The sequence below is a fragment of the Swaminathania salitolerans genome (assembly GCF_007988945.1).
Classification (GTDB): domain Bacteria; phylum Pseudomonadota; class Alphaproteobacteria; order Acetobacterales; family Acetobacteraceae; genus Swaminathania; species Swaminathania salitolerans.
In genome coordinates, this window is record NZ_BJVC01000001.1 from 229,012 (window position 1) to 255,079 (window position 26,068).

21 protein-coding genes are annotated in these 26,068 nt (G+C 62.4%); 10 read left to right on the forward strand and 11 right to left on the reverse strand.

Features of this window, described 5'->3' with window-relative positions; all coding sequences use genetic code 11:
- Positions 1-8: 8 nt before the first annotated feature.
- The 6 genes from yghU to SSA02_RS12630 all read right to left on the reverse strand — a co-directional run bounded on the left by yghU (position 9) and on the right by SSA02_RS12630 (position 4,611).
- The gene (yghU, locus tag SSA02_RS00990) at positions 9-881 is read right to left on the reverse strand and encodes a glutathione-dependent disulfide-bond oxidoreductase (RefSeq protein ID WP_147092072.1); all 873 of its coding nucleotides are present in this window, start codon (positions 879-881) and stop codon (positions 9-11) included.
- A 120-nt stretch (positions 882-1,001) separates the two neighbouring features.
- Entirely contained in the window at positions 1,002-1,751 is a 750-nt protein-coding gene (locus SSA02_RS00995; protein WP_147092073.1) for an SDR family NAD(P)-dependent oxidoreductase, read from the reverse strand.
- A 133-nt stretch (positions 1,752-1,884) separates the two neighbouring features.
- Positions 1,885-2,559: a peroxiredoxin-like family protein gene (locus SSA02_RS01000; RefSeq protein WP_147092074.1), complete on the reverse strand. Its 675-nt coding sequence runs from the start codon at positions 2,557-2,559 to the stop codon at positions 1,885-1,887.
- A 114-nt stretch (positions 2,560-2,673) separates the two neighbouring features.
- Positions 2,674-3,792 carry an alkene reductase gene (locus SSA02_RS01005; protein WP_147092075.1) on the reverse strand — a complete coding sequence of 373 codons (1,119 nt, stop codon included), beginning with the start codon at positions 3,790-3,792 and terminating at the stop codon, positions 2,674-2,676.
- 29 nt (positions 3,793-3,821) lie between these two features.
- Complete coding sequence (locus SSA02_RS01010) at positions 3,822-4,457, reverse strand: glutathione S-transferase family protein (protein WP_147092076.1); 636 nt, start codon at positions 4,455-4,457, stop codon at positions 3,822-3,824.
- Complete coding sequence (locus tag SSA02_RS12630; RefSeq protein ID WP_186807615.1) at positions 4,450-4,611, reverse strand: hypothetical protein; 162 nt, start codon at positions 4,609-4,611, stop codon at positions 4,450-4,452. Before SSA02_RS12630 ends, SSA02_RS01010 begins: the two co-directional genes overlap by 8 nt.
- Before the next feature lie 118 nt (positions 4,612-4,729).
- Between SSA02_RS12630 and SSA02_RS01015 the strand changes: the two genes are divergently transcribed.
- Positions 4,730-5,614 (forward strand): LysR family transcriptional regulator, encoded by an 885-nt coding sequence (locus tag SSA02_RS01015; protein ID WP_147092077.1) that lies wholly within the window; start codon positions 4,730-4,732, stop codon positions 5,612-5,614.
- Positions 5,615-5,693: 79 nt separating this feature from the next.
- Here SSA02_RS01015 and SSA02_RS01020 read toward each other — a convergent pair whose 3' ends face one another.
- From SSA02_RS01020 to SSA02_RS01030, 3 genes are read right to left on the reverse strand one after another with little or no spacing between them, the layout of a single operon-like run.
- On the reverse strand, positions 5,694-7,127 hold the full coding sequence (locus SSA02_RS01020) for a c-type cytochrome (protein WP_222591042.1): 1,434 nt from the start codon (positions 7,125-7,127) through the stop codon (positions 5,694-5,696).
- Entirely contained in the window at positions 7,124-8,782 is a 1,659-nt protein-coding gene (locus SSA02_RS01025) for a GMC family oxidoreductase (RefSeq protein ID WP_147092078.1), read from the reverse strand. The genes SSA02_RS01020 and SSA02_RS01025 overlap by 4 nt, the downstream gene beginning before the upstream one ends.
- A 1-nt stretch (position 8,783) precedes the next feature.
- A complete protein-coding gene (locus SSA02_RS01030; protein ID WP_147092079.1) occupies positions 8,784-9,479 on the reverse strand; it encodes a sugar dehydrogenase complex small subunit in 696 nt (231 codons plus the stop codon).
- A gap of 371 nt (positions 9,480-9,850) precedes the next feature.
- Between SSA02_RS01030 and SSA02_RS01035 the strand changes: the two genes are divergently transcribed.
- Positions 9,851-10,243 (forward strand): hypothetical protein, encoded by a 393-nt coding sequence (locus SSA02_RS01035; RefSeq protein ID WP_147092080.1) that lies wholly within the window; start codon positions 9,851-9,853, stop codon positions 10,241-10,243.
- A 47-nt stretch (positions 10,244-10,290) separates the two neighbouring features.
- Positions 10,291-11,730, forward strand: coding sequence for a carbohydrate porin (locus SSA02_RS01040; protein WP_246103538.1), 1,440 nt, complete (start codon positions 10,291-10,293; stop codon positions 11,728-11,730).
- A 122-nt stretch (positions 11,731-11,852) separates the two neighbouring features.
- Here the strand turns inward: SSA02_RS01040 and SSA02_RS01045 are convergent, their stop codons facing one another.
- Positions 11,853-12,719 carry an NmrA/HSCARG family protein gene (locus SSA02_RS01045; protein WP_147092081.1) on the reverse strand — a complete coding sequence of 289 codons (867 nt, stop codon included), beginning with the start codon at positions 12,717-12,719 and terminating at the stop codon, positions 11,853-11,855.
- Between the two features lie 96 nt (positions 12,720-12,815).
- Here SSA02_RS01045 and SSA02_RS01050 point away from each other — a divergent pair, with 96 nt between their 5' ends.
- The 7 genes from SSA02_RS01050 (at position 12,816) to SSA02_RS01080 (ending at position 25,040) form a co-directional block, all read left to right on the forward strand.
- Positions 12,816-13,700, forward strand: coding sequence for a LysR substrate-binding domain-containing protein (locus SSA02_RS01050; protein ID WP_147092082.1), 885 nt, complete (start codon positions 12,816-12,818; stop codon positions 13,698-13,700).
- A gap of 330 nt (positions 13,701-14,030) precedes the next feature.
- A complete protein-coding gene (locus tag SSA02_RS01055) occupies positions 14,031-15,236 on the forward strand; it encodes an MFS transporter (protein ID WP_147092083.1) in 1,206 nt (401 codons plus the stop codon).
- Positions 15,233-16,756, forward strand: a complete 1,524-nt coding sequence (locus SSA02_RS01060) for an alginate export family protein (RefSeq protein ID WP_147092084.1) — start codon at positions 15,233-15,235, stop codon at positions 16,754-16,756. The genes SSA02_RS01055 and SSA02_RS01060 overlap by 4 nt, the downstream gene beginning before the upstream one ends.
- Before the next feature lie 16 nt (positions 16,757-16,772).
- Entirely contained in the window at positions 16,773-19,658 is a 2,886-nt protein-coding gene (gene nirB / locus SSA02_RS01065) for a nitrite reductase large subunit NirB (protein WP_147092085.1), read from the forward strand.
- A gap of 7 nt (positions 19,659-19,665) precedes the next feature.
- Positions 19,666-23,577: a bifunctional nitrate reductase/sulfite reductase flavoprotein subunit alpha gene (locus tag SSA02_RS01070; RefSeq protein WP_147092086.1), complete on the forward strand. Its 3,912-nt coding sequence runs from the start codon at positions 19,666-19,668 to the stop codon at positions 23,575-23,577.
- Between the two features lie 3 nt (positions 23,578-23,580).
- Positions 23,581-24,162, forward strand: coding sequence for an ANTAR domain-containing response regulator (locus SSA02_RS01075; RefSeq protein ID WP_147092087.1), 582 nt, complete (start codon positions 23,581-23,583; stop codon positions 24,160-24,162).
- Positions 24,159-25,040, forward strand: coding sequence for an ABC transporter substrate-binding protein (locus tag SSA02_RS01080; protein ID WP_147092088.1), 882 nt, complete (start codon positions 24,159-24,161; stop codon positions 25,038-25,040). The genes SSA02_RS01075 and SSA02_RS01080 overlap by 4 nt, the downstream gene beginning before the upstream one ends.
- 253 nt (positions 25,041-25,293) lie before the next feature.
- Here the strand turns inward: SSA02_RS01080 and SSA02_RS01085 are convergent.
- Positions 25,294-26,051, reverse strand: a protein-coding gene (locus tag SSA02_RS01085) for an IS5 family transposase (RefSeq protein ID WP_246103539.1) whose coding sequence is annotated in 2 segments (ribosomal slippage) — positions 25,294-25,718 and positions 25,718-26,051 — 759 coding nt in all. Because the reading frame shifts where the segments join, the coding sequence is not laid out codon by codon here.
- Positions 26,052-26,068: the final 17 nt, after the last annotated feature.

Consider the following 26,068-nt stretch of genomic DNA (forward strand, 5'->3'; position numbering starts at 1 on the left):
GACTGCGTTCAGCCTGCGTCTTGCTGTGCAGCCGGTCCGGTCTCGAAATCCGCGGCATCGTGACGTTCGACAATCTGGCCGGGCTCTCCGGTCGTCCGGTTGACAAGACGCCCTCTCTGCACGGCCGGGCGTTCGAGCAGTCGCGCCGCCCAGGCCTTTACATGAGGATAGTCATCGACCTTCAGGAAACGGGCGGCGTCGTTGTAGAGCCATCCCTCGACCAGACCGCCGTACCAGGGAAAAATGGCCATGTCGGCAATGGTATAGGTGTCGCCGGCGACATAGTCGTTTTCCGCCAGTTGACGGTCGAGCACGTCGAGCTGCCGCTTGACCTCCATCGTGAACCGGTCGATCGCATATTCGATCTTTTCGGGGGCGTAGGCATAGAAATGTCCGAAGCCGCCACCGAGATAGGGGGCGCTTCCGACCTGCCAGAAAAGCCAGTTCAGGCAGGATGTCCGGGCTGCGATATCGGCCGGAAGGAAGGCGTCGAACTTCCCGGCCAGATAGAGCAGGATCGATCCGGATTCGAAGACATTCAGCGGCGTTGACCCGCTGCGATCCACGAGGGCGGGAATCTTCGAGTTCGGGTTGATGGCGGTAAAACCCGATCCGAACTGATCGCCTTCGCCGATCCGGATGAGCCAGGCGTCGTACTCGGCGCCAGTATGGCCCGCTTCCAGAAGCTCCTCGAGCAGGATCGTGACCTTTATCCCGTTGGGCGTACCCATGGAATAGAGCTGAAGCGGATGGCGCCCCACGGGGAGAGCCTTCTCGTGGGTGGGGCCGGCGACCGGACGGTTGGTGCTGGCGAACTTGCCGCCATTTTCCTTGTCCCAGCTCCAGACTCTGGGCGGGGTATAGGTGCTCGGATCTGTCATGGCTGCTGTCTCGCTGATCTGTCTCTGATATGGGGGCGACGCGACGTGTCCTGTTCGCGCATCCGGCCCCGGGCGAATGGACCGGATTCGGGAAGCTTTACGCAGGCGAAGGCCCGACGTTCAGACGGCGGCTGCGCCACCATCGACGATCAGGTCGATTCCGGAGACGTAGCTGCTTTCGTCCGATGCGAGGAAGAGCGCGGCGGCAGCGAGTTCCTCGGGGCGACCGAGACGCTTCATCGGCACGGCCGCTGCCCATTTCGCCCTGACGGCCTCTGCACCTTCTTGCGTATCGGCCTGCCCGTCCATGATCGGCGTATCGAACGGACCCGGGCTCAGGCTGTTCACACGGATCCCGCGCGCCACCAGCTCGGCCGTCCATGTCCGCGCGAGGCTGCGTATCGCGGCCTTGCTGGCGCTGTAGGTGCCGTAGCCCGGCACGCCCTTGTTCGCGGCGATCGACGAAAGCAGGATCACCGAGCTCCCCGGTTGCAGGAGGGGGAGGGCGCGCTCGATCGTGAAATAAAGGCCGCGCAGATTCACATCGATCGTGCGGTCGAAATTCCCGACGGTTGCCCGGTCGAGCGTTTCGGGAAGGACGATGCCCGAATTCGCGACGAGCACGTCGATCCGCCCCTTTTCCCGACGGATCAGCTCCATCAGACGATCGAGATCCGCCATCGAGACGACATCGCCCTGCACACCCGCAGCATGGGCGCCCAGTTCGGATACGGCACGATCGAGCGCGTCCGCTCTCCGGCCCGTGATATAGACGAAAGCCCCTTCGGCGATGAAGCGTCTGGCCATGGCAAGGCCGAGCCCGCTCGTGCCGCCGGTTATCAGGACTGTTTTTCCATGCAGTTTCGTCATGGTTCTCTCCCTCTGGAGATTTCGGATAAACGACCGGGCCGATCCGGCCCGATCCTGAGCGTTTGGGACCGGGCCGGCACGGCAGCTGCACGCCGACCGGCTGCGGTTTTCAGGGGGTGTCCGGGCGGCGGGCTCAGCCGGGAGTCTGAACGGCGCGACGCAGGGCCGGAAGCATGTCCGCGGGTTCCGGGCGGCGCGTGTAGTCGGGGTTCACTTCGGCGTAGAGAATGACGCCGTCCTGACCGATGACGAAACGTCCGGGCATGGGGAGCGTCCAGCTGTCGTCACCATTGAAGCCGGGCAGATCGTTTTTGAGATTCCTGTAAAGCTCGATCAGATAGTCCGGCATGGTGAAACGCAGGCCGAATTGTGCTGCAACGTCGTTATGCGTGTCGGACAGGATCGGGAAATCCAGATCGTTCTGGCGGACGGATTTCCGGCTGTTCGCAGCCGTCTGCGGCGAGATCGCGACCAGCTCCGCACCGAGATCGCGGAATGAAGGAAGTGCCGCCTCGAGAGCCTGCAATTCCATGTTGCAGTAAGGGCACCAGACGCCACGATAGAAGCTGACGACTAGAGGTCCCCGGGCGAGAAGATCGGCAGAGGATACGGGATTGCCGTCGGGATCGTTCAGCGTGAAGGCCGGTGCCTTGTCTCCCGCCTTGAGGGCTTTCTCTGCGGCGCCCGAGGCAACCAGCTCGGCAGTGGCGCGGTGCATGGTCTCGATGACCGCGTGCGGGACGTTGTAAGGGGGCTTTCCGGCTTCGAAATCGGCCTTGAAAGCGTCGAGTTTTGCCTGGAGTGTCATGGTTTCGTTTCCCTGGTTGTGGTGTCGGATCCGACGATATGCGGTCGCCGGACGGGAGGGATGACGGCGTGGCCGACTAACGCTCATTCCGTGACGGAATGAGCGCTCCGTCTCTCATTCCGCCGTTGCTGTTGCTGTTGCTGCCGCTGTTTCGGAGAAAGGATAGTCGGTGTAGCCATGGGCATCGCCGCCATAGAAGGTCGAGCGGTCATAAGGGGTCAGGGGAAGACCCAGACGCAGCCGCTCGGGAAGATCGGGATTGCTGATGAAGTGCCGACCGAAGGCGACCGCATCGGCATCGCCGGAATCGAGCAGGGCTCCTGCACTGTTCCTGTCGAACCCGCCTGCCGCGATCAGCGTGCCCCGGAACCTCTTGCGCAAGTCGCGCGCGGCGACAGGCGCGCTTTCGGCAATGAGTTCCGTGCCCTTGATGCGAGGCTCGACCACATGCAGATAGGCGATTCCGAGCGCATCCAGCCGCTCTGCCACATAGCCGAAGGTTTCCTCGGGATTGCTGTCCGACATCGAGCCGTAAGTGCCGCTCGGGCTCAGACGAACACCTACGCGATCTGCCCCCCAGACGGATATGGCGGCTTGCGTCACCTCCAGAAGGAAGCGGGCGCGGTTCTCGACAGGGCCGCCATACTCATCGGTGCGGTGGTTGGTGCCATCCTGCAGGAACTGGTCCGGCAGATAGCCATTGGCGCCGTGAATCTCCACGCCGTCGAACCCTGCCAGTCTGGCCCTTGCGGCGCCTTTCCTGAACTGCTCGATCACGGCAGGAATTTCCTCCAGCGTGAGGGCGCGCGGCATGGAGAACGGGGCGGGGCCGCTGGGCGTGTAGGCGTCTCCTTCCGCCCGCAGGGCAGACGGAGCAACCGGAGCCGCGCCGCCGGGTTGCAGATCGTGATGCGACTGCCGCCCCACATGCCAGAGCTGCATGACGATCCTGCCACCGCGCGCATGAACGGCCTCGGTGACCGCGCGCCAGCTTTCGATCTGGGAGTCGTCATAAATGCCCGGTGCGCCCGCATAGCCATACCCTTCGAGTGCGACGGGTGTCGCCTCGGAGACGATGAGTCCGCCGGGCGAGCTGCGCTGGCTGTAATACTGCGCCATCAGCGCATTGGCCTTGCCGGATGCGTCCGATCGCATACGCGTCAGCGGTGCCATGACGATTCTGTGGCCGAGCGACAATGCTCCGGCCCGGAGCGGGGTGAAGAGTGCGTTCATGGGAATGTCTTTCCTGAAATGAGACGGGTTCAGTTCCTGGCGGTGAGCGCCTCGACGCGGTCGATACCGCGCTGCACGCCGGGTCGGGCGGCGATCTGCTCGTACCAGCGGGCGACATGAGGGGTGCGGTCGAGCGCGATGCCGGGAAAGCTGCGTCGCCACAGCCAGCCGAAATGCGCGATATCGGCAATGGAGAAGGCATTGCCTGCCACGAAGTCGCGATGCGCCAGCACGCCGTCGAGTACACCCAGCACGCGTCTGGCCTCGTTGTCGAAGCGTTCGATGGCGAGCGGCAGGGTTTCGCTGGCAAAACGCCGGAAGAAGCCGGCTTGTCCGAAAGCGGGGCTCAGCGCGGAGGCATGAAAGAAAAGCTGTTCGAACACGCGCGCCCGTGCAGGGGCATCTGTGGGCAGGAGACGGCCTGTCTTTTCTGCCAGATGGACGAGTATCGCTGCGGATTCTGTCAGAAGCAGCTTTTCGCCCCCAGCGTCCCGATCGATCAGGACCGGAACCTTTCCGTTCGGGTTGAGCGCAATAAAGGATGCGCCGCCCTGCTCGCCCTGGCGGATATTGATGCCATGCAGCGTATAAGGCAGGCCGAGTTCTTCCAGCGCGATGGTGACCTTGACGCTGTTGGGCGTCGCAAAAGCGTAGAGCTCATACATGAGCGTTTCCTTCACGGGTCCTGTTGAGAAGCGTGGAAAGAACCGGGAGAGCGGCGGCAATCAGTGCCTGGGGAAGATCGCCGGTGAGCTGGTAGGTCGAGAGAAAGGCCGAGACCGGTCGTCTTGTCGTGGCTCTGGTGAAGGGATCGACCATCTGAAACCGTGCTCCTGTGTTCTCCCGGTTCGTCCGGGTTGCAGGAACGGTTTGCCTCTGTTTCACTCGGCATGGCAGACAGCCAGATGCGATAAGCATCATTCCCGGAAGGAATGGAATGGACCGGTATCAGGCGATGGCCACCTTCGTTCGCGTGGTCGAGACGGGCTCTTTCTCCGCAGCGGCGCGGCAGCTTCATGTCGGACAGCCGGCAGTTTCGAAAACCGTGGCACAGCTGGAAAGCCGGTTGCAGGTCAGCCTGCTGATACGCTCGACGCACGGTCTGACGCCGACAGAGGCGGGGCAGGCGTTTTACGAGCGCGCGCGCAATGCGCTGCTGGAAGCCGACGAGGCCGAGCTGGCGGCGCGCGGCGCGGGAAGCGGTCTGTCCGGACGGCTGCGCGTATCGGCCGCCACGACATTCGCGCGGCTGCATATCATACCCCGGCTTCCGGCTTTTCTCGATGCGCATCCGCAGCTCGATGTCGATATCCTGCTCGATGACCGGATGATCGATCTGGTGGCAGAGGGCGTGGATATCTCGCTGCGTATGGGCGCTCTGGCCGACTCGTCAGCGGTGGCGCGCAGGATCGCCACGGGTGGGCGCTCCGTGCTGGCGACTCCGGCCTATCTGGCGCGTGCGGGAATTCCGGAAAGCCCTGCCGATCTCGCCGATCGCGAAGCGATCGTTTACAGCCAGCTCCCCAATGTCTGGTCGTTTCACAGGGATGGCTCGGCCGTCTCGGTGTCCGTTGCGGGACGGCTCAGGGTCAGCGCCGCCGAAGGCCTGCGGGCAGCAATACTCGCCGATATGGGCCTGACCATCACCTCGGACTGGATGTTCGCCCCGGAACTCGAAAGCGGCGCGGTAACGCGCGTGCTCGAATCCTGGTCTCTGCCGCAGCTCGATTTATGGGCCGTCTTTCCGACCGGACGCATGATCACGGCAAAGGCCCGCCGGTTTGCAGACTTCGTGCAGGAGATCATGGCGCCTCCCGTGTGACGTTATCGGATCGCCTCCGGAGACAAACCCGTCCCGGCCCCGTTCCTGACGCCGCGCCCTGTTCCCGGATCGGCCCCCGCTACAGGCGCCGCCTTGCCGCTCTCCGGCGTCTGATGAGCACGATTCCCAGCGATACCAGAGCGAGAGCCAGGATCGTCCCGCCGAGTGAAACCATCCTCTCCGTCGTGACAGACAGAGAGAAACGGCCTTCGTTGCGGATGTTCCTCACGTCTTCCTGTGTGATGCGGACCTCCGGATCGCCGAAGCTGGTTTCGACTTCGTTGACGACGTCAGCGATATCCTGATCCGAAAGATGATCGATCGGACTCTCAGGACCGAAACCGGGCATATAGACGATCCGGCCATCGATGTTCCGGCGGACGCCATGCAGGACGACAGAAACCAGATTCCCCGGATCGGGGGCTCCCGTAGCGGTATTGTGGAAAAGCGGCGGATAATAGCCGTCGCGACTCCCTTTGCCGGAAGGCTGGTGGCATGAGGCGCATTCGCGTGAATAGAGCAGTTCGCCATGCGTGCGTGTATCGACACGGCTTCCCCTTATGGCGGCCTCCATATGGGAGGGTGCACCAAAGCTGTCACGCGGTCGTTTATAGGCAGGATCGCCAACCGGAGGCACCTGTCTGAGATAGGCGATCAGAGCGTCGATATCGCGCCCGGAGAGATGCTGGAAACTCTTCTCGACAGCCTCCGCCATGGGACCTGCCGCCTGCGCCTTGTCCGGTGCGTTTCCCGTCTGCAGGTAGAGTCGCAACTGTTCGTCCGTCCAGGTGCTGATCCCGCTCGGATAGTCAGGCGTGATATCGGGCGCATACCAGCTCGAAAGCGCCGCACCGCCGAGGTTCCGATCCGGTATCTCGGCCATCAGGAAGTTGCGTGGCGTGTGGCAGACATCGCAATGCGCCAGCGCTGTCGCGAGATAGGCCCCCCGGGCCACCTGCGAGGTGGCGGTGCCCGGAACAGCCATGCGCTGCTTCTTCAGGTAAAGCCAGTTCCACCCGATCATGAGAAACCGCATGTTCAGCGGGAACATCAGCCGCGTCGGCCGACTCATCTGCTCGACGGGTTTCACGGCATTCATGAAATAGACGTAGAGACTGCGGATATCTGCGTCGGTCAGATTCGTGTACGAGGTATAGGGCATCGCGGGATAGAGGTATTTGCCCTCCGGCGTGACGCCCCGACGAAGAACACGGGCGAAATCGGCCTCCGAATAGGTGCCGATCCCGTAGGATCTGGATGGTGTGATATTCGTGCTGTAAATGGTGCCGAACGGAGACGGAATGCCATATCCGCCTGCATAGGGCAGGCCGGAATGCGCCGTGTGACAGGCAGCACAGTCGGCAGCGATGGCAAGATAGCGCCCTCTCCCGATTTCCCGGGCGGTCGCATCGGCGCCCGATGCCGTTTCTGCAAGACTGCCTGCCATCCCGAATGAGAGAGCAGCGACGAGTATGCGGAGCCTGTCGCCGTGCCGGGCGTCTGAGCACTTCATGATGTCTTGCCCGCAAGGCGCGAACGGATGGCATCGGCCGCGCGCAAACCGAGCGCCGCCATGCTCAGGGTCGTATTGACCACACTTGCGGATGGCATGGCACCGCCTCCCGGCAGCCAGAGATTCGGATGATCATGGGCCCTGCAGGTTCCATCGACGACCGAATCTCCGGGATTTGCTCCCATGATGGTGCCGCCCATGATATGATTATTCGCATTGTACTGCTCGGTCACGTGCAGCTCCGTTCCGCCCAGCAGTCCAGCGATTTCCCTGACCTGCTCGACGGCTGCCTTCGTTCCCCTGCGCACGTAATCTCCGACATCGTATCGGATGTCTGGGCAGGCCAGGCCAAGCGCGTCCCTGCGCGTACGGCTCAGCGTCAGCCTGTTTCCGGGAGATGGGAGGGGTTCGAGGCTGATGGAGAGATCCACGCCACATGCTGCCCTGCGGCGGATTTCGCGGTCGAGGGCATCGCCGGTCAGGCCGAGCGCAAGGGCCTGCTCTGTGGCAGGCGGTACGCGGCTGATATTGTTGAGGATCATCTTGTTTGCAGAGTATCTGCTGCGGAAATTTCCGTCTCTCGAACCGACGATGCAGCTGCTCTGGGCCGGTCCGCGTCCGAACCAGAGGGGCTCTCCGGCCAGGAAAGTGGCATGGATACCGGAGTGATCCATCATGTTCCTGCCGACCTGATCGGAACTGTTGGCTATTCCATTCGGGTTGCGGGCATTGGCTGCCAGAAGCAGCAGGCGTGGCGTTTCGATGCCATTGCAGGCGAAGACGAAAATCTCTGCCGTTGCCTTATGCGCGTTTCTATCCCTGTCGTACCAGTATATCGATGTGACCCTGTTGGTCTCGTCCGTATCCACACGATAGACGACCGACTCCGACAGGATGGATGCGCCTTTCCGTTCGGCGCATTCGATATGTCTGATGCCGTTATACATGGCACCGATGGGACAGATCGGCTGGCAGTTATTGTTGCCGCAGCACGCCGGTCGGTCTCCGAAGGGAGCGACGCTGCGTCCCTGGGGTATCGGGACCAGCCTGAAACCGTGAGGATTTACAGCCTCGCCGACGCGGCGATCCGCATAACCGAACGGGATCATGTTTCTGGGATAGGGGCGGCTGCGTTGGGAGGGAGACTGCAGGGCGACATCCCAGGGGCCCGAAACGCCCATTTCCTCTTCGGCCCGGCAGTAATACGGTTCCAGATCGTCATAGGATATCGGCCAGTCCCGTCCGACACCGTAACGGGTATGCATCTGGAAATCCACCGGGAGGTGGCGCCAGCAGGAAGCCGCCCAATGCCATGTCGTTCCTCCGACGATACGCAGATATCCCTGCTTGAAAGCATCGCCGTCCGGTCCGGAAAGGGAGATATAGTCGTTGGGCGGAAAATAGAGGGGGGCCGAGGCGAGCGGTGATTGCGGATAAATGCCCTGGAAGTCGGAATGAAGACGATTATGAAACGAGATGTTGCGCCAGTTTTCCGTAAATTCTCCACGGGGCCTGCGCAGACCGGCTTCCAGAACGGCAACCGAATGCCCGGCGGAGACGAGTTCGTTTGCGATCATGCCGCCCACGACGCCAGAGCCAACGATCACGACGTCGGCCGACAGATCGCCACCGGAAGTGAATGACGGTTTTCTCACTCTATCTGGTATCCTTGGTTTCACGCGGCAATGCCGAGAACGACGACCGACCGGCAGGCGGGATGATGGCGCTCTGGCGTGGGGTGGATCCGAGAACCCCGACCGGTGGCGGCGGCGGCGGGGCTCTGTCCGTTTCAGGTGAGGCGATATGATCGAGCGGAGGCGTTTGCGACCACCAGCCAGGTTCTGCCCGACAGTAGGTCGGGACCGGCAACGCGTCTCTCACAGGTCGGTACATGAGCGCATCCGCATAGGCGACCATCGGAGCGTTCGTACGATTCCGGACGGAGCCGATATACCACGCAGCATTGACCGTGAGCAGGGCATCGTGGGCCGCGCCTGCATCGGTCATCAGAAGATCCGACGTGGTGTTCGTGTCGAGCGTCGTGGCCAGCGCGCATATCTGACGAACCTGCTCCGGAAAGACGCCCGTCAATGCGTGTCTCAGACGCCGCGACAATACGGGGTCGAGATCCCTGCACCCCGTCAGGACGCGGGAGACGGCGAGAAACTGCTCATCCTCGATCCCGGAGGATGTTTCCCCGGCTGAGGCAGGATCGACGGGAAAATCGAGATTGGTCAGCGTGGCGAGAATTGCAGTAATGCCCGCCTTGCGCAGGAACTCCCGTCTCTCCGGGGAGTGGGCGGTCTTCGCGCCGGAAACGGAAGGTGTCATGCGCTCGGCCTCGTTCTGCATGGCTCAGTCTTCAAGAAGAAATCGGCTCTCATCACGGATTTTCATGAGATTTCTTGCGGAAATCCCTATTGTATCCAGCTTGGTGCCTGAATAACGTGTGCAGCACTTATAAGGTTCGATAAAGTTAAATATAATCAACATAATGTACTGGATAAATGATCGTTTTTTAACTTTTAAAAAATCCATATATGTAGATTATCGGATTGTACAAACATAAGCATGAAGATTTCCGGGTGTGGGGAGATTATACTCGTATATTTCCGGATATTCCCCGCTTATGTGGATAATTGCGCGCTGAATTCGAACGGAGCGCGGGCCTGATATGCCTGAAGAACGCGCCTTCCTGAGCACGCGTGAATGGATGCGCCTGAATGGATGCGCCTGAATGGATGCGCATCTCCGGAATAGCGCTCTGGAGACGGGCTCGCGTTATGGGGCGGATCGATGTTTTGGATCGTGCAGGTCGAATAACCGGCAAGACGATGATTACTGGAATAGTCATGCAAGAAAAAAGCGTTGCCGCTCCGAAAGAGATCGCCCTATCCGGACTCTCCGATACGGAAACGCCCGTTCGACAGACCGGCAGGGTCGCCGATACTGGCAGGTGGCTGTTTCTGCCCAGAACGAGCGATCCCGGCCCGGAAGCGGATGTGCCCCGCGATCGCCGCGCCGGATGGGCGACCGGCCGGCCCTGTCCCGATCGCTTGGGCGAACGCCTTTCCGGCAACGTGTTCCATGCTGCAAGCACGTGTCGTCCGACGTGATTGCCCGTTTCCGCTCCTGTGCCCGTTCCTGTGCCCCTTTCCGGGCGATGTCTGCTTTGCGCTCTCCCTCGTCATATGCGGCGCATGTTCATCGGCTCCTTGCAGCGACGACCATGGTCTGGTGCGTCCTGCCGGTTTCCGATGCACAGGCCCAGTATCGCGGGCCTGTCTCGAGGTCCGCACCGCTTTTCGAACTCGATACGCCGACGTCTTTCGCAAATACACCCTTCACGCCGAAGGTGGAGAACAGCGTCGAAGCCTGGGGGACTCTGGTCAGAAAGCTCAATGAAAAAGGTATAGGCATCGTCGTGGATTATACCTCCGAGAGCGCCATAGCTCTCGACACGGCGCATGCCGGCGATGCCGCTTATGCCCATCAGATCGGTGCCGAACTCGATCTTGACTGGGGTCGTCTCGTCGGATGGCAGGGGCTGCGGACCCACGCCGTGTTCGTGAACCGGGCCGGCCACAATCTGGCAGCGGATCTAGGGGATCATTCGCTGAATGGATATCAGGAGATTTTCGGGTCCGGTGGCGATGTGGGGGTCAAGCTGGTTTATGTCTATGCGACGCAGAACCTGCTCCGCAATCATATGCAGATTGCCATGGGGAAGATGCCCGTCAATATCGATTTCGCAAACTCGCCGCTTTACTGCGTTTTCATGAATAAATCGAATTGCGGCGTGCCCAAGTCTCTCACCAGGAACGACGCCGGATTTGCGACCTATCCCGGATCCGTCTGGGGTGGACGCGTGCGCTACTGGCCCGATAGCGGCGTCTACGCCCAGACCGGTGTGTATGGGGTCAATCCCGATCTGAACACGAACCGCTACGACAGATCCGGTTTTCGTATGGGAACCAGTCTGTACACTGGGGTTTATGTGCCGGTCGAGTTCGGGTGGATACCCTCTTTCGGAAAGAACCACCTCGTCGGACATTACAAATTCGGTGTCGCCTACGACTCGTCGAATTATCCGGATCTGTATTTCGATACCGATATGAACTCCGCAGTGCAGTCCGGGAAGCCGCATCGCCAGACGAACGGCAAGACGCAATTATGGCTCGAGGCGGATCAGATGATCGTCCGCCATGGAGACGGTCCCTTGCATGGAACCTACATACTTGCCGGGATGACACGAGGGCAGGAGAATAACAGTCCCTACGGTTTTCAGGTCTTTGCGGGTCTTGTCGATCGCGGGTTCTTCAAAAGGCGTCCGAAAGATACGATCGGCGTCGAATGGTCGGAAACCTTTGCAAGTTCATCCCTGATCGCTGCCCAATGGGAGCGCTATCGCAAGGGGGATCCCCTTCCGGGGAACGCGACCTATCCCCAGAGCCATCTCATGACGCTGGAAGCGACCTACGCCTTCCAGCTCTATAAAGGCGTGTCGGTGCAGCCCGATTATCAGCATATCTGGCGCACGAACCTGCAACGGAACAAACCGCAGGTCGATGTTATCGGCCTGAGACTGCACGCTGTCCTGTAGATAGCGCCGATATCGGTGTCGTCCGGTATCGCCACCGGACCGGTCGGGCGGATCCGGTTATCCCGTTCGTCTTCGCGCGGGACCGGGAGTTTTTTTTCAGCACGGGGCTGCCGATACGCCAGTCATGAACCGCGTCCGGCGCCCCGGGCGTTTTGCTGCGCCCATTCCGCGAGGGTCAGCAACCCGGGATAGGTGCGCCGCAGGGCCTGGATGTCGGCGCGGAACCCGTCTCGTGCGATCCACGCGAACATCAGCCGGAAATCCTCGGGCAGGCGCGCCAGCATCATGCCGGGCAGCGTGAAGCCCCGGCTCGGACGTGCACCGGATGCCCTGAGAACGGATGCAGCCGATCCGGGCGTCACGCTGTCTCCGGCAAGCTCGATCGACTGGCCGATATAGCGGTCGCGGCGTTCGAAGGCCTCGGCTGCAAACCATCCCACATCCTGCACCGAGACGAGCTGCATCGTCTGGTCCGGACGGAGGAAGGTCTTCATCATGGAGAGCATGGTGAGACGGAATACCGCACCCGAGAAATTTTCCATGAAGGCCGCCGGACGCAAGATCGTCGCAGGCAGTCCCAGATCTGCGATATGTCGCTCGATCGCCCTCTTGCTTTCGAAATGCGGCACACCGCTCTCTCTTTCCACACCCCCGGCGGAACACTGGACGAAATGGCGCACGCCGTGCTCGGCCGCGAGGCGTGCGAGCCTCTTTCCCTGTCGTTCCTCTCCGGCAGGCCCGATCTTCATGGGCGACTGAACCGACAGAACGCCGCTGACATCGGTAAGCGCCGCGTGCAGGGATCGCTCGTCATCGAGATCGCCCTGAGCGAGCGCGACGCCGCTCCGTGCCAGCGCGACCGCTTTCGGGGCCTGCGGGTTGCGGACGAGCGCGCGTATCCGGCCATATCCGCGGCGCTGCAGCGCGCGGATCGTGGCTCCTCCCTGCTGTCCGGTGGCCCCCGTGATCAGAACGATTGGTTTGGACATCTCCGCCCTCCTTGTTGAATGTCAGGTTAGGCCGTTCCTGCTTTGCAGATCAGGGGGAGTATCGTAGACAGGGCGTTCCATTTCTGGAACGATGCCATGAACTCGGACGACCTCCGCACTTTCGTGAGAATTGCCGATTCCATGAGCCTCAGCACGGCCGCGCGTGTCGGGGCTACGCCGAAATCGTCGCTGAGCCGCAGCTTGTCCCGTCTCGAGAGCGAGATCGGGGCAAAGCTTTTCGAGCGCGGCCCGCGAGTCCTGAGGCTGACGGAGGCCGGCCGGATCCTGCTGATTCACGCAAGACGCATCATGGACGATCTCAGCGAGGCCGAGGCCGCGCTCGACGGCGTGACCGGACAGCCCCGCGGTCTTCTGAAAATCAGCGCGGCGACCACGTTCGCGATCGGTCTGATCGCGCCGATGCTGCCCGAATTCCTGCGTTGCTATCCCGAGCTGCGCGTTCATCTCGAGGCCGAGAACCGGCTTGCCGATCTGGCGAATGAGGATGTCGACGTTGCGATCCGTATCGGTGCCATGCGGGATTCCGATCTGATTGCCCGTAAACTTGGCGGCATTGCCTTATGGCCATGTGCCAGTCCGTCCTATCTTTCACGGAATGGCACGCCGGTCGTGCCGTCCGATCTTGCCGGTCACACCCTGATCGGATGGAGCGACCAACCCTCGATCTGGCGCTTTCACGATCATGCCAATCGTGAAAGCCGCGTCTCCGTCGGAGTCGGAACCGTCGTTCCGGAGCCCGCCGTGCTGCAAATCCTGCTCGAACAGGGCGGGGGCATAGGGCGACTCCCCGCTTTCATCGCCCGGCCCGCCGTCGCGCAGGGGAGGCTCGTGCACCTGCTTGCCGGTTTCAGGACGGAAATCGTCGAGGCTCATGCGGTTTATGCGGCGCATCGAAGCCTGTCGACCAAGGTTCGCGTTTTCGTCGATGCGCTGCGGACCCATCTGATGACGCCCCCATAGCGCTCATTCCCTCGTCTTTCATGCGCGTATGGTGGAACGAAAAGCGGATCGACGCCGCGTAGTGCGGGGTGCACGTCCCTCCCGGTCCGCTCCGATGAGCGGCGCCCCGGTCGGGATGCAAATAGTTCTCATGTCGTTTTATTCTGATATCGGATCAGTTTGACGCGAGATCGAATCTGCTGTTAGGATCCAGAAAAAGAGCCACATCGCGTCAATGGCGGCGTCGGGGCAGGGTGGCGATCCATATCGAACTCAGGGCCAAGGAAGACCCTGATGCCGTGAAGGCTTGACCGGCAAGTCCCGAGGGCGTGCCGTCATCTGGAAACCGCCATGGACAGGGCTTTTTTCAAATCCGGTCATCTTCCGACCCTGATCGCTGCCTTCCTCTATTTCGATATTTCCTTCATGGTCTGGGTTCTTCTGGGGCCGCTCGGCATTGCGATTTCCCATGCCCTGCATCTGAATGCGAGCCAGAAGGGTCTGCTCGTCGCAACACCGGTACTGGCAGGGGCAGGATTTCGGGTCGTGCTCGGCGCCTGCGTGGATCTGTTCGGCGCCCGTCGCACTGCGATCGTCGCCCAGATCGTTGTCATCGCCGGGCTGATGGTGACCTGGTTTCTCGCGCCCTCATCCTATGGGGCCATGTTTCCGGTCGCGTTGCTGCTCGGGGTGGCGGGCGCCTCCTTTGCCGTCGCGCTGCCTCTGGTGTCCGGCTGGTATCCTCCGCAATATCAGGGGACGGCGCTCGGCATTGCCGGCGCAGGGAATTCGGGCACGGCTCTGGCGGCGCTCATCGCTCCGGTGCTTGCGGTGAAGCTCGGCTGGGTGAATGTGCTCGGGCTTGCCGTTCTGCCGCTTCTTCTGGTGCTGATCGTCTTCGTCATGCTTGCAAAGGAGCCACCGAAGCGACGCGTCTCGGGCGGCTTGCGCGCATGGCTGCCCCTGCTGCACGCGCGCGGTGCCTGGACGTTGATGGGGATCTACGCCGTCACATTTGGCGGTTTCGTGGGGCTGGCCTCGTTTCTGACCATCTATTTCAACGATCAATATGGCCTCGGACCTGCGACCGCCGGGTTCTGTACCGCCGTGATCGTGTTTGCCGGGTCTTTCGTGCGTCCGCTGGGTGGGGCGCTGGCCGACCGGATCGGGGGAACCCGCGCCCTGTCCATTCTCTTTGCTGCTGCCTGCATCGTCTATCTGTCGATCGGGCTCGGTCTGCCGTCCTTCCTGCTTGCGCTGCTTGCTTTCTTCGTCGGCATGATGGCTCTGGGTCTTGCGAACGGGGCTCTCTTCCAGCTCGTTCCGACCTGGTTTCCGAACTCCGTCGGTATCCTGACCGGACTCGTCGGTATGAGCGGCGGTATCGGCGGATTCTGTCTGCCGGTTCTCCTGGGTACGATCCGTCATGCCACGGGAGGATATGGGGCGGCCTTCCTTCTGTTCGCGGCTTTCACCTTCCTCGGGCTTCTGACCTGCCTTGCATCGCGCGCGCGTCCGGCAGCCGCCCGGAACGCCGTCTCCGGGGGACAGGCATGAGGACGTGCCTGTGTGCGCTGTCCTCGCTTCCGGCCTTTCTTGCAATCTTCCCTGCCCGGGCAGCAGCCCCGCCTTATGGCGTTTTCAGCAAGGGCGATGGCGCAGCAGCGGGATTCGGAACGGTCGGCGGCTTCGGGCAGGTGTCCTGGGCGCAGGACTGGTCCACGATCACGACGCCCCCGGGTCGCAAGCGCCCCTATGACGGATTCGCGCGCCTGAAGAACCTGTCGCTGAGTGACAAGGCGTATATCCGGATCAGTTTTTCCGGCGAGGAACGGCTGCGATATGTCTTCGAAAACCGTCCCCTGATGGGTACGGCAGGCAAGACGAACGCGTCCCGTCTTCTGCTTCGCAGCCAGTACGGCGCGGATCTGTCCGTCGGGAAACATGTCCGGGCCTATGCGGAGTTCCTGCAGGCTTTCGCCGGTGGCGCGCATTATTATGGCTATCAGAGCGGGACACAGCGCGTGCGGCTGGATCTGCAACAGGGCATCCTGGAGATTCGCGGTACCGTGCTGGGGGCGAAGGCGGGCGTGATCGGCGGTCGGCAGGTGTTTCTCGACGCGCCCGTTTCCATGCAATCCGCGCGCGATCTGACCAATGCGCAGCTGACATGGGACGGCGTGCGCGGCTATGCGATCTGGAAGCGGACACGGCTCGACCTGTTCGATTTCGCGCAGACCGACAAGCGCCCTGTCGGCGTTTTTTCAGACGGGACGAATTACGCGGCACGGATGTTCGGGGGATACAGCTCGACGGCTCTTCCGGGTTTCAGCCTGTGGGGCAAACCGGGACAGCTCTTCGCGGATCTGTTCTATATCGGATATCTCTTTTCCGGGCCTCTTGCCGCCCAGCCGCTTCCCGCACCGGGGCGGGCGCAAGCCGCATCGAGCCGGCGCGACAATATAGGGGCACGCCTCTGGGGCAAGGCCGGTCCGATCACGGTCAATCTGACTGGTGTGTTTCAGGGCGGTCGATATCGTCCGGCCGACCGGCTCTTGCCGGGCCGGGCCGTGCGGGCCTATGCCGTCAATGCAGCTGTATTGTACGCTGCGCCGGACAAGGCCTGGAAGCCCAGTCTGGGCATACAGGCAGATCTGTTTTCCGGCGGCTCCTTTCGATCGCAAGGCGGCGCCGTCGGCACCTTTGCCGCGCCGTATTTCCCGCTTCCCTATTATAACGATGTGACCCTCTCGCTTACATCGCAAAATCTGGTCGGTGCAGGGCCGTCATTCGATCTGGCTCCCTCTGCGACGTTTCACATCAAGTTTCATCTTCCGTTTTTCTGGCGCGAGAGCACAGATGATGCTGTCTATGCTGTGGGCAAGACCTATGCCTGGCGCGACACGCTCTCAGGCGGTTATATCGGCACCATACCCCAGGCCCAGCTCGCCTGGAATTTCGCGCCGCACTGGGCCTGGACACAGGATCTCGCGGGCTTTTCCGCGTCGCATGCCATGCGTCGGGCAGGTGCCCGCAGCGGCGCATTCGTCATGCAGACCATGATGCTCAAGTTCTGAGAAGGACATTCCGGACATGACCGACAAGACCAATCTCATCATCATCGGCAATGGCATGGTTGGCCATTACTGTGCGGAGCAGCTCGTCGGTCACGGGCTGCATGAGAGCCATCATATCCATGTATTCGGAGCCGAGCGTCATGTGGCCTATGATCGGGTGCATCTGACCGAATACATGACCGGACAGGACGCCCTGTCTCTTCGCCTGCACCGGGAAGGCTTTCATGAAACGCACGGTATCGCGCTTCATCTCGGTGTGGCTGTAACGGCGATCGACCGTGAGGCGTGTCTGGTTCGCACCGCGGAAGGAGATTTTCCCTACGAGACGCTGGTGATCGCGACGGGTTCCTTTCCTTTCGTGCCAGCCGTGCCGGGCAATGCGGGGACAGCGGGTCTCGTCTACCGTACGCTCGATGACCTCGATGCAATCCGCGAGGCGTCGCAGGGTGCAAGGCACGGGGTCGTGATCGGTGGGGGGCTTCTGGGTCTCGAAGCCGCCAACGCGATCAGGTCGCTCGGACTGGATGTGGCGGTCGTCGAATTCGCCCCGCGTCTGATGCCGGTTCAGCTCGATGAGGATGGCGGCCGGGCCCTGCGTCACAGGATCGAGCGTATGGGGATCGATGTGCGCGTCGCGCATGCAACGCAGGCCATCGAGCCGGGAGAGACCCTGAGGCACAAGCTGGTCTTTGCAGACGGATCGACGCTCGAGACCGATCTCGTCGTATTCTCTGCCGGTATCCGGCCCAATGACGGGCTTGCGCGCGAATGCGGACTTGCGATCGGCCCGCGCGGAGGGATCGCGGTGGACGATCGGTGTTGCACAGTCGATCCGCATATCTTCGCCATTGGCGAATGTGCGTCCTGGCAGGCGCGCGTGTTCGGTCTCGTTGCCCCGGGTTATACCATGGCGCGCACGGCCGCAGCCGTCATCGCGGGAGAGGAGGCGGTTTTCTCCGGGGCGGATATGTCCACGAAGCTGAAACTGCTCGGTGTGGATGTCGGTTCGATCGGCGATGCACAGGGTGCCGAACCCGGATCGACCAGCTATCGCTTCGTCGGAGAGGCGGAGGGCGCCTATCGTCGCCTCGTGATCTCTGCCGATGGCAAACGTGTCACCGGTGCCGTTCTGGTTGGCGACAATTCCTATTACGATACGATCCTGCAATTCGTGCAGAATGCGATCCGGCCGCCTGCCGATCCGGCCGCCCTGATCCTGCCACGCGGCGAGGGGGCAGCGCTTCTCGGGTCCGATTCCCTTCCCGATACGGCGACGATCTGCTCCTGCCATAACGTCACCAAAGGCGCGATCAGCGCCGCCATCGACGGAGGATGTCTGGATCTTGCGGCCCTCAAGGCGCAGACCAGGGCCGCAACCGGCTGCGGCGGGTGCGTCGGACTGCTCAAATCCGTATTCGAGACCGAGATATCGGCGCGCGGGATCGAGGTCGATCATTCCCTTTGCGAGCATTTTTCCCATACGCGGCAGGAGCTCTACGCGCTGGTCCGGGTGCACGATATCCGGACATTCGACGCGCTGATGGAAAGATACGGCAATGGCGGGCTGGGCTGCGATATCTGCAAGCCCACCGTCGGATCGATCATGGCATCTGCCTGGAACAGGCCGATCACCGATCCTGCCTATATTCCGCTGCAGGACACGAATGACACGTTCATGGCCAATATGCAGAAGAACGGTACCTATTCGGTCATGCCGCGTATCGCGGGGGGAGAGATCACGCCGGACAAACTCATCGTCCTCGGACAGGTCGGCAAGAAATACGGGCTCTACACCAAGATCACCGGCGGTCAGCGTATCGACCTGTTCGGCGCGCAGATTCATCAGCTTCCGGATATCTGGGCCGAGCTGATCGATGCAGGCTTCGAGACGGGGCACGCCTATGGCAAATCGACCCGCACCGTCAAATCCTGTGTGGGCAGCACATGGTGTCGCTACGGCGTGCAGGACAGTGTCGGCCAGGCGCTCGACCTCGAAAACCGGTACAAGGGCCTGCGCAGCCCGCACAAGCTGAAATTCGCCGTCTCGGGATGCACGCGCGAATGCGCGGAAGCGCAAAGCAAGGATGTCGGCGTGATCGCCACGGAAAATGGCTGGAACCTTTATGTCTGCGGCAATGGGGGCATGCGCCCGCGCCATGCGGAACTCTTCGCGACCGATCTCGATTCCGCAACCCTCGTCCGGTACATCGATCGCTTCCTGATGTTCTACATCCGCACCGCAGACAAGCTTCAGCGCACGTCTGTATGGCGTGAGACCCTCGAAGGCGGGCTCGATTATCTCAGGGACGTCATCATCAGGGACAGTCTGGGCATCGCGGACGAACTCGAGCGACAGATGCAGAGTGTCGTGGACAGCTATCAATGCGAATGGCGCGATGCGCTTTCGGATCGGGACAAGCTCAAGCGGTTCCGGACCTTCGTCAATGACGCGCGACCCGATCCGGACGTCCGGACCGAGGCCGAGCGCGATCAGGTCAGACCCGCCCGAAATGCTTCCGGCGGAAGCGTCTGCAGCGGTCCGCATGACTGGCAGACGCTGTGTGAGGAGACCGATCTCGTTCCCGGTTCCGGGGTGGTTGCGTGGTGGGAGGGCGCACAGGTGGCCCTGTTCCAGCTGCCTGCGACGAAGGACATGCCTGCACGGATTTTCGCCATAGACAATCACGATCCGTTTTCGAAGGCCAATGTGATCGGACGCGGTATCGTCGGCGATCTGAAGGGGGAGATCGTGGTGGCGTCCCCCCTCTACAAGCAGCATTTCCGCCTGCGTGACGGGATGTGCCTTGAAGACGAGCGCGTTTCCCTGCGCGTATGGGATGCCCGGATCGCCGGGGGGCGTGTCCAGATCCGTGCAAGGGAGCCGGTCCTGGCGCAGGTCTGACGTGGCGATGCACAAAACCGTTCGTTCCGCCTGTCCGTATTGCGGGGTCGGATGCGGGATCATCTTCGATGTCGAGGGCGACCGGATCGTGAAGCTGCGCGGCGATCCGGATCATCCGGCCAATCGGGGGCGGCTCTGCACCAAAGGCAGCTCCTGCGACAAACCCGTCTCGGCATCCGGGCGTCTGACCCATGCAGCGATCCGCACGGCGCGGGAGGAAAAGCCGCAGCCTCTGGGCATGGACGATGCGATCGGGCGGACCGCGCAGCGTCTGCGTGCAATTCTCGATGCCCACGGCCCCGATGCCCTGGCGCTCTACGTTTCGGGCCAGATGACGATGGAGGCGCAATATCTCGCCAACAAGCTGGCAAAGGGATACTGGCGCACGCAGCATATCGAGTCCAACTCGCGCCTTTGCATGGCATCCGCAGGGGCGGGGTACAAGACGTCGCTGGGCGCGGACGCTCCGCCGGGCTCCTACGAGGATTTCGATCATGCCGATCTGTTCTTCGTCATCGGCGCGAATATGGCGGATTGTCATCCCATCCTGTTCCTGCGCCTGCTGGATCGCAGGCGTCAGGGCGCCCGGCTCATCGTGGTCGATCCGCGCCGGACCGCGACGGCAGAGAAGGCCGATCTGTTCCTTCAGATCCGGGCAGGCACCGATCTCGCCCTGTTGAACGGTATCTTGCACCTGCTGGTGGCATGGGACGCGATCGACCGCGATTTCATAGCCCGCCACACCCGCGACTGGGACGCGATGGTCCCGTTTCTGGCGGAGTACGGGCCGGAACGGGTGGCGACGATAACGGGTATCTCGATCGACGACCTCAAACAGGCCACCTACTGGATTGCGGAATCGGGCGCGTGGATGAGTCTCTGGACCATGGGGCTGAACCAGAGCGTGACAGGCACATGGAACACCAATGCGCTGTGCAATCTGCATCTGGCGACCGGGGCGATCTGCAAGCCCGGGAGCGGACCGTTCTCACTCACAGGCCAGCCCAACGCGATGGGGGGGCGGGAAATGGGCTATATGGGCCCCGGTCTGCCGGGCCAGCGCAGCGCGCTGGTGGCAGCGGATCGCGCCTTTGCCGAAACAATATGGGGTCTGCCCTCCGGCACGATTCGCGAGGCGGCCGGGTACGGAACCATCGGCATGTTCGACGCGATGGCGCGCGGCGAGATCAAGGCGGTCTGGATCATATGCACGAATCCGGTGGCGAGTGTCGCGCGGCGCGAGGGCGTGATTGCAGGTCTGAGAAGCGCCGAATGCGTGATCGTGCAGGATGCGTTCGAGGGGGCGGAAACGGCCGCCTATGCCGATATCCTCCTGCCGGGGGCGCTCTGGGCGGAAGGGGAGGGGGTTCAGGTCAATTCGGAGCGGACCCTGACCCTGACGCCCGCCGCCGTGCCGCCTCCGGGCGAAGCCATGCCGGATTGGGAGATCATCGCCCGTGTCGCGCGTGCAATGGGGTATGAGGGGTTCGATTTCGAGAGTGCAGCCGGGGTGTTCGCCGAAGCAGCCTGTTTCGCCAACCCGCAGACAGGCTACGATATTTCGGGCATCAGCCATGCCCGGCTGGCACAAGGGCCGGTGCAATGGCCGAGCCCGTCTGGCGACACGCAACCGCGCCACCCCATTCGTTACAGGCCCGATCCGCAATCCGGACCGCATTTCGCGACCGATGACGGTCGCGCCCGGTTTCTGGCGCGTCCCTATCTCGGGGCGGGGGAGCAAACCGATGCGGAGTATCCCTATGTGCTCGATACAGGCCGTTTGCAGCATCACTGGCATACCCTGACCAAGACGGGCACGGTCGAAGCCCTGCGCAAACTGCATCCCGGGCCGTTCGTGGAGCTGCATCCCGATACCGCGTGCGATCTGGCGCTCGATCCTGCCGATCGTGTCCTGATCCGCTCGCGTCGTGGCTCGGCAACCCTGCCGGTGCATATCAGCGACCGCGTGCCCCCTGACCTGTGTTTTGCCCCGTTTCACTGGAACGATGCCTTCGGGGCAGATCTGGCGGTCAATGCCCTGACCCCGGATGAGGTCGATCCGGTGTCGCTCCAGCCGGGATTCAAGCTGTGTGCGGTCAATCTCACCCGGGTGCCGGCCCCCGCTCCGGAAGGCACGCCCGATCCCGCTGCGCGACTGGCGGATTATGCCGGATTGGTGGAGGCCCCGCCCCCGCCTCTGTCCGGCACCGTGCGGCGGTGGCTCGGCGGTTTCCTCGAGGGGCTGCGTCTTTCGCCACCACTCCCGGGCGAGGTGCCGGTCGTTCCGCCTCATGCGCCGCTGGACGAGAACGATCGTCTGCGGATCGATGGGCTTCTGGCGGGCCTGTACGCGCGCAAGCCTCGTGAGGCGCCTGTCGGATCTGCCGGAGGCGCGACCGTTTTCTGGGCGTCGCAGACCGGACGGGCCGAGGCAGCCGCGCGTGCGCTGGCAGCGGCTCTGGAGCGACCCTGCATCGCGCTCGATGCGGTTTCAGCCGATGATCTGCCGCGGGGGGACGCCATTTTCGTGGTGTCGACTTTCGGGGATGGCGACCCGCCCGACAGCGCGGCCGTCTTCTGGGCTGCGCTTCGCGCGCGCACGGCCTCGCTGAGCGGTATGCGGCATGCTGTGCTCGCTTTCGGGGATTCCGCCTATGCCAGTTTCTGCGGATTCGGTCGGGCTCTGGACGGCCGGTTGTCGGAGCTCGGGAGCCAGCCATTGCTCGATCGGCAGGAATGCGAGCCTTTTGACGACGAAAACATTGCCGCATGGCAGACCCGCCTTCTTGCGTACCTGAAGACGGGCGGAGGAAATCCCGGGACGCCATCTTCTCCCGCTGGCAGGTCGTCCCCTCTCACCGTCGCGGCCCGGCTTTGCTGCAATGGGCTTCTCACGCCCCCGCATTCCGCGCGCGAGACCCGGTTGATCGGTTTCGACATCGAAGGGACCGGCCTGTCCTACGCGCCGGGAGATGCGCTTGGCATATGGCCGCGCAACGGGGCGGGCATCGTCGCGCGTGTCCTGCACGCGATCGGTCACCCGGGCGAGAGCGAGATCGTTCTGGGCGCCTCGGGTAAAATGACATTGAGGGAGGCTCTGACGGATCATCTGGATCTCTCACGCGCGAGTGCCGCCATGAGCGCGCATCTCGGGATGGAGGCCGGGTATCTGCCGGATATGCTCGACGCGTCTTGTCGAGCCATGGCCCTGACCGATATCCCGGATCTGTTCCGCCGGATCCAGCCACGTCTGTACTCCATCGCCTCCTCTCCGCTCGCGCATCCGGGCGAGGTTCATCTGACCGTAGGCGTCGCGCGCGATCCCTATCCCGGGGCCTGTTCGACCTGGCTTGCCGGTCTCTCCTGCGGCGACGAAGCCCGGATCTTCGTCCGGAAATCGGGCCATTTCCGTCTGCCCGAGGATCAGACGATACCTATCGTCATGATCGGGCCAGGCACGGGGATCGCTCCGTTTCGCGGATTTCTGCATCACCGTGCCGCCCTCGGGGCTGCGAGCGTCGGGGCTGGGGGCGCCGGGGCTGCGGGTGTCGGAGCTGTGGGCGGCGCCTGGCTTTTCTTCGGCGAACGTCATGCCGCCTCGGGCTATTATTTCCGCAAGGAGCTGGACGCCCTGCGTGGATCGGGTGGGCTTGCACGCCTCGATCTGGCATTCTCGCGCGATCAGGAGGCCCGTATCTATGTTCAGGATCGTATGAAGGCGGCAGGAGCTGATCTCTGGGAGTGGATCGCGCGAGGCGCTCATGTCTATGTGTGTGGGGATGCGGCACGCATGGCGCGCGATGTCGATGCCGCATTGCGCGGTATCGTTGCGCTGCACGGGCAGATGGATCCCGCGCAGGCCGGGCGCTATGTGGATGAAATGGCCCGGGCCGGACGCTATGTTCGTGACGTCTACTGAGCCATGCGTGTCCTGATTGCCGACTCCAATCCGCGTCGGGCTGTTGCCCTGTCGGATCAGCTCGCCTCCGATCCGGCGCTCGAAATCATGCGTCTGGCACCGGGCATGACGCTGATCGAGGCCGTTGGCAAAATGCAGCCCGATATCGTTCTGGTCGATCTGGAGATGGCGGATCGCGATTCCCTCGACAGCGTGCGCGCGCTCTCGAGTTCGGAACTGAACCGGCCGGTGGCGCTGTTTGTCGACCGGGACGACGAGGCTCTGATGTGCGATGCATTCGATGCCGGTATCTGCTCCTATAATCTGGTCGACACGCTCCCGCGAGACGTGAAGCCGGTCCTGCGTGCCGCAATCGCGCTCTACACGCGGTTCCAGAAGCAGAGCCGGGCCCTGAACGAAGCGCAACGTCACCTGTCCGAGCGGGAGGCGATCGACCGTGCAAAGAGAATTTTCATGAAGCGTGAATCGACCGGAGAAGCTGCCGCTCATCGCTGGTTCCAGAAGCGCGCCATGCAGGAAGGGCGACGTATGGCCGATCTCTGTCGACAATATCTCGAGCTCCATGAACCCGGAGCCGGTTCATGACGATCCCCCTGCGTATCGGCCTGCTGCGTCTGAGCGACAGCGTGCCGGTTCTGATGGCCAGAGAGCTGGGATTGTTCGCGCAGGCGGGGATAACGGTCGAGATCGTGATCGAGCCTTCCTGGGCGAATATTGCGGATGGGCTGAGCTGGGGGCGGCTGGATGCGGCTGTCGTCTTTCCGCCTCTCGCGATCATGACCTATCTGGGCAAGCGCGGTCGTCCGACGCCGCTGGAGGTGGTCAGTGGCATTTCCCGTGGCGGCAACACGATCGTTCTGCGTGACGGGGCTCTCGAGGGCGGAGCTACGCCGCGTCTTGCCGTCGTGCATGCCTATTCGACCCATTACCTGCTGCTGCGCCGGTTCCTTCTGGCAAATTGTCCACACGCTTTGGGGAAGGTGGTCGTCATGCCGCCCGATACGATGCTGGATGCGCTGGCAAGCGGGGAAATCGACGGTTTCTGTGCGGGGCCGCCCTGGGGCGTTGCCGCCGGATATGCCGGGCTCGGGCGCGTTGTCAGCGGTTCGGCCATGATCTGCCCCGGTCATCCCGAAAAACAATGCGTCGTCACCTCGGCCTGGGCCAGACGTCATCCCTGTCACATTGCGGCGCTGCGCGACGTTCTGGAGACGTCGATTGCCCGGTCTCTCGATCCGGCCTTCCGGGAAAGGACGATCGACCTCGCGACACGCTCTCTCGACGCAGGGGGCCTCGCCCTGCCTCGGGATGCGACCTGCGCAACGATGCCCTTTGGCGCCCATCCACATGCGTTCGAAATGTCGCCCTCGAGCGACATGTCCTGCGGATGGATCATCGGGGAAATGCAGGCTCTGGGCTGGCTCGACGGGAAAGACGACCCTCGCCCCTGGACGACAGGATAGAGGTGATATCGACCGGACAGGATCGCGATGTCCGGATATTGTTTGTGGAAAGATCTCGGAACGATGCGACTTCCGACGTGCTCCCTTTTTTGTATGCGCTCAAAAGGAGAGTTCCCTGCTTTTATGGGCTGATGGTGATGTGATGGCAACGCTCCTGGGGGCATGCCCCCAGGAGCGTTGCCCGGCGATCTGATCGGGCGTCTTGCCACCGAGCTGTGAGTGTGGGCGCACGGTGTCCTAGGCTCAGGACTCATTACGGCGTCCAGTAGATGACTGTTGCGGCGAGGCAGATTGCCGAGAAGAAGGTGTGGGCGCAGCGGTCGTAGCGCGTGGCAATGCGGCGCCAGTCCTTGAGGCGGCCGAACATGTTCTCGACCTTGTGCCGCCGGCGATATCGGGACTTGTCGTGCGGGATCGGCACTTTCCGGCTCTTCGTGGACGGGATGCATGGCTCGATGCCTCTTTCGGTCAGATTGCGCCGGAAACAATTGCTGTCGTAACCGCGATCGCCGACCAGGTGGCGAGCGGAGGGCAAGCGTGGCAGCAGCAGGGCTGCGCCCTTGTGGTCACTCATCTGACCTTCGGTGAGCAGCATCGCCACTGGACGGCCATGCCCGTCGCAGACGGCGTGCAGTTTCGAGTTCAGGCCGCCTCTTGTGCGTCCGATCCGACGCGCAGCACCCCCTTTTTGAGCAGACTTGCGGCAGTGCGATGCGCCTTCAGATGTGTGCTGTCGATCATCAACTCCTCCGGAACGCCAGCATTACCCGTCAGGGCGGAAAAGATCCGGGCAAATACGCCAAGACGGCTCCAACGGATGAAGCGATTATACAGCGTCTTATGCGGACCGTAGCCCGACGGCGCGTCCTTCCATTGCAAGCCATGCCGGATCACGTAGACGATGCCGCTCAGCACGCGGCGATCATCTACGCGTTTCAGGCCGCGCGTTTTCGGGAAATATGGTCGTAACGCGCGCATCTTGCTCACAGGCAGCATCGGCAGATCAGACATCGGGTTCTCCTTCCGAT